Origin of the sequence: Weissella sp. DD23 (assembly GCF_001579105.1) — a bacterium.
In the GTDB taxonomy this organism is placed as follows: domain Bacteria; phylum Bacillota; class Bacilli; order Lactobacillales; family Lactobacillaceae; genus Weissella; species Weissella cibaria.
Window position 1 is genome coordinate 224557 of the sequence record NZ_KQ970392.1, and the last position, 4299, is coordinate 228855.

The following is a 4299-nucleotide window of genomic DNA, read 5'->3' on the forward strand; positions in this document are numbered from 1 at the left end:
ATTGGCTTGGCCTCGGTTCAGGATAAAAGTGGTGATTTCTTCGTGTACGATTGGCGGGCTCCGATTAGTGGTATTTACTACAACGGAACGCTGGGTAAAGTATCATATCCTACCCCAATGGGAGAGCAAGATGCTGAATTATTGAAGAAGCGTCAATTCACCATTGCAGATGCCAAAATTGTTAATATGTTTGATACGAATGAAACCGTGGGTGATGAGATGTTGCAGTATGCGCTGGGGCAACAAAATGACCTGACGATGCGCAATATCGTGGCCACAATTCAACAAGAGCAAAATCAAATTATTCGAGACACAACAAGTGACTTGCTGGTGGTGCAAGGTGTGGCAGGTTCCGGTAAAACGTCAGCTATTTTGCAACGGATTGCCTTTTTGCTATTCCACGCTCGTGAAGAACTTAATTCGGATCAAATTGTCTTGTTCTCACCTAATCGGTTGTTCTCAAGTTATATTGCCGATGTCCTGCCATCACTTGGTGAGCGCAATATGCGGCAGGTGACGCTGGCTGAGTTTTTCAGCGCACGTTTACAAGGATTGCAAGTACAAACGTTGTTCGAACGGTACGAGACAGGACAAAACGCAGTTAGTGATGCAAGTCTGCAGGTGCGAGAAGTGCTTGAGGACGCAACAATTTTGGATGCACTGACGGATTTTGTTGAGCAGCTAACGCCTACAACGCTACGTTTTGACAATATCTATTTTGAAGATGATGTCTTTTTCAGTAAGGAAGCGATGACGTTGTTGTTTGCTGAATTCTCAAGTAACTATTCAGTACGTGAGCGAATCCAAATGACCCAAAAGCGTTTGATGGAACGTTTGAATAACCGGATTGACGCTTTGGTTGATGAAGACTGGGTGCTAGAAGCACTGAATAATTTGGATGACCAACAATACCGTGACTTATTAGGTGATGAACTCGCCGAGCAAGTTGCGGAAGAAGAAGAAATGGGTGATGCGATTGATGTGGCTGCGAAGCGCTACCTCGAGCGAGAATTCCAAGTGGTTGATGATGCACTATACAATATGCACTTCTTTGATATCTATAACCAATACGGTGATTTCCTAGCTTACATGGCAAATCAACGGCCAGCGGAAGCAGAGTGGTGGCTATCAAAGCGCGATCGCTTTTTACGCGAGCTAGAGTATCACCGAATCGATTTAGAAGATGCAGCACCCATGCTCTTTTTGCGTGATTTAATTACGGGTGGTGGCACGAATAAATCGATGTTTTACGTCTTCGTTGATGAAATGCAAGACTATACCATGGCACAATTGTTGTATTTGAAGCATGCTTTCCCAGCTGCTAAATTTACGGTGTTGGGGGATGCTGAACAAGCGCTCTTCCGTGAAGTTGAGACGCCCGCAGCGTTGTTGGCCAAGTATACAGCCGCATTTAAAGCGACTAAGCCTAATTTGATCACGTTGAATAAGGCTTACCGCTCAACGCAAGAAATCATGGATTTTGCGAAAGCACTCTTGCCAGATGGTGATAACATCATGGCGTTTACGCGTCCTGGTGGCAAACCAGCCCTCTACATCACCGACACAACCGGCGTCGCTGATGAATTATGGCGTCAAGTTGATGTGTTACGCCAAGATCATAACACCGTTGCTATTTTGACCAAGACACAACCGGAAGCGGAAGCGGTGTACCGGATGCTACGCAAGTATCCTGAAAAATTCCAATTATTGCAGGCCAGTGATCGGACACGAACGTCTAACTTAGTCGTGATGCCAATATACTTAGCCAAAGGACTAGAATTTGATGCAGTGATTGGTTATGATGTGTCACAAACGAACTATCCTGATTCTGAAGCAACGGGCTTACTTTATACGTTAGCATCCCGGGCTATGCACGCTTTGACGCTCATTAGCGTTGGCCCAGTATCGAGTTTAATTCGCCAGGTGCAAGACACCTTAGAAATTCATGCCTTTGGTGAATAAGAGAATGGCCGGGAATGCTTGTTATCAGTAGGAAAAACTCTTACAATGAACAGTGACGAAATTTGATTTTAGCGGCACAATACCGCTATTAGAAAGAAGAGAAACACATGGCAGAAAAGCAAGTTTTGCTAACAGGTGACCGTCCAACTGGTAAGTTGCACATTGGACACTATGTTGGCTCATTGAAGAATCGTGTTGCGATGCAAGATTCTGGTGAATACGAACCATTTATTATGATTGCAGATAAGCAAGCGTTTACTGATAACGCTCGTGACCCTGAGAAGATTCACAACTCATTGTTGGAAGTTGCCTTGGATTATTTGGCTGTCGGTATCGATCCAAGTAAGTCAACAATTTTTGTACAATCAGCGGTACCTGAATTATCAGAGTTGACGGAATACTTTTTGAACTTGGTTTCAATTGCGCGGTTGCAACGTAATCCAACGGTGAAAACTGAAATCCAACAAAAGGGCTTCGGTGAAAGCATTCCAGCTGGCTTCTTCATTTACCCAGTTTCTCAAGCCGCTGATATTGCCTTGTTTAAGGGGCAAGTGGTACCAGTTGGGGATGACCAAGAGCCAATGTTGGAGCAAACTCGTGAGCTAGTACGTACTTTCAACAACTACTACGGTGAGGGTATTCTAGTTGAACCCCAAGGTGTGTTCCCACCTAAGGGTCAAGGGCGTATCCCTGGTTTGGATGGTAATGCCAAGATGTCAAAGTCTTTGAACAATGCTATCTATTTGAGCGATGATGAAGACACATTGTGGACGAAGGTTAAGTCAATGTACACTGATCCAGAGCACATTCGTGTCGAAGATCCTGGTCACGTTGAAGGTAACATGGTCTTTACGTACTTGGATATCTTTGACAAGGATACGGAAAAGGTTGCTGAATTGAAGGCGCAATACCAAGCCGGTGGTTTGGGTGACATGAAGATCAAGAAGTACTTGTTTGAAGTGTTGAATGCTGAGCTTGCGCCAATGCGTGAGCGTCGCGCAAAGTTTGCTGAGGATCCTGAAGCTGTCTTGAACATGCTTCGTGAAGGGTCAGATAAGGCACGCGCCAAGGCCCAAGCAACAATGCGTGAAGTCCGCGAAGCAATGGGCATCCAATACTGGGGTTAAGCCGTTGTACTGACGAATACCGTGGAGGGTATAGAAATGAGCTATTTAGCAGTCATTGACTTGGGTTCAAATTCGACCCGCATGGTTGTTGAAGAACTACAAGCAGATGGTACTTTCGCTGAGCTAAAGCGTCGTAAGTTAGACACGCGTTTAGCTGAGGGGATGGACAATAACGCGGGTGAACTGACAGAAGTCGCGATGACCCGCGTGATTGATGCTTTGATTGAATTCCAAGCAGATTACCAAACCTATGAAGATATTACGGTCGTTGGGATTGCAACGGCGGCCGTCCGCGAAGCGACCAACCAAGCTGACTTCTTGGACCAAGTCTATCGAGCAGTCGGTGTTGAAGTTCGTGTCTTAACTGGTGACCAAGAAGCCTATTACGATTATTTAGGGGCAGTATCAGCCTTGGATATTAGTGATGCGTGGTTGTTGGATACTGGTGGTGCCAGCGTTGAGTTGGTAGGTATTGAAGATCGGATGGCCGCTAATTTTATTAGCTTGCCATTTGGTGCGGTTAACTTGTCAGAAAAATTCCAATTGAATGGTGCTGGGGTAGTTGATCCATTGTTGATTACTAAGGCTAGTCAATATGTATCTGATCAATATGACCATTTGCCATGGTTGGAGGACGAGACGACATTGCCAATTATTTTGTTGGGTGGTGCAAATCGTTCACTGGCCCGTTTGGATCGTTTACGTCATGGTTTGCCAGCCGATTCAAATTTCCACGGTTATGAAATGACGACGGAATCAGTGCTCAAGACATTTGATGAAATGGCCAATATGACCCATGAAGAGCGGGCAGCCGCTTTAGGTACCGAAGCTAACCGTGCAGATATTATTATCAGCGGCTTATTGCCACTAGTTGAGTTAATCTCACGCACTGGGGCTGACAAAGTAATTTTCTCAGCTTCAGGTGTTCGTGAAGGGTTACTCCAAGAGTATCGCATGACGCTTTAAACAATAATGATTAATTAAGACCACCGTATTCATTGCGGTGGTCTTTTTTTTGCGGATGTTTGTTGGGAAGGGTGTGTCGTGCTAGCACACGAGGCATGGTGGTTGGGGCGTGACTTCGCCAAAGATTTGACTGGGTAAACTCCGCCGGCACGAGCACCGGCGGAGTTTCCCAGCTGGCATCTTTGTCGAAGCCAATCCCCCACACCCATGCCTCGTGCGCTAGCACGACACACACAAACCCTGA

4 protein-coding genes are annotated in these 4299 nt (G+C 45.7%); 3 read left to right on the forward strand and 1 reads right to left on the reverse strand.

The window, feature by feature from the left end; all coding sequences use genetic code 11:
• The 3 genes from helD to WEIDD23_RS05355 all read left to right on the forward strand — a co-directional run.
• Window positions 1–1962: RNA polymerase recycling motor HelD (gene helD, locus WEIDD23_RS05345; RefSeq protein WP_242865440.1), on the forward strand; the 1962-nt coding region annotated here is incomplete at its 5' end.
• Between the two features lie 107 nt (window positions 1963–2069).
• Window positions 2070–3089 carry a tryptophan--tRNA ligase gene (gene trpS / locus WEIDD23_RS05350; protein WP_010372005.1) on the forward strand — a complete coding sequence of 340 codons (1020 nt, stop codon included), beginning with the start codon at window positions 2070–2072 and terminating at the stop codon, window positions 3087–3089.
• A gap of 36 nt (window positions 3090–3125) precedes the next feature.
• Complete coding sequence (locus tag WEIDD23_RS05355) at window positions 3126–4055, forward strand: Ppx/GppA phosphatase family protein (RefSeq protein WP_010372002.1); 930 nt, start codon at window positions 3126–3128, stop codon at window positions 4053–4055.
• 10 nt (window positions 4056–4065) lie between these two features.
• Here the strand turns inward: WEIDD23_RS05355 and WEIDD23_RS14030 are convergent.
• On the reverse strand, window positions 4066–4299 hold a 234-nt coding region (locus tag WEIDD23_RS14030; protein WP_207644205.1), incomplete at its 5' end, for a hypothetical protein.

Bases quoted from the DNA above. Each gene is read 5' to 3' on its own strand.
- trpS (WP_010372005.1), top strand. From the start codon at position 2,070: ATGGCAGAAAAGCAAGTTTTGCTAACAGGTGACCGTCCAACTGGTAAG.
- WEIDD23_RS05355 (WP_010372002.1), top strand. From the start codon at position 3,126: ATGAGCTATTTAGCAGTCATTGACTTGGGTTCAAATTCGACCCGCATG.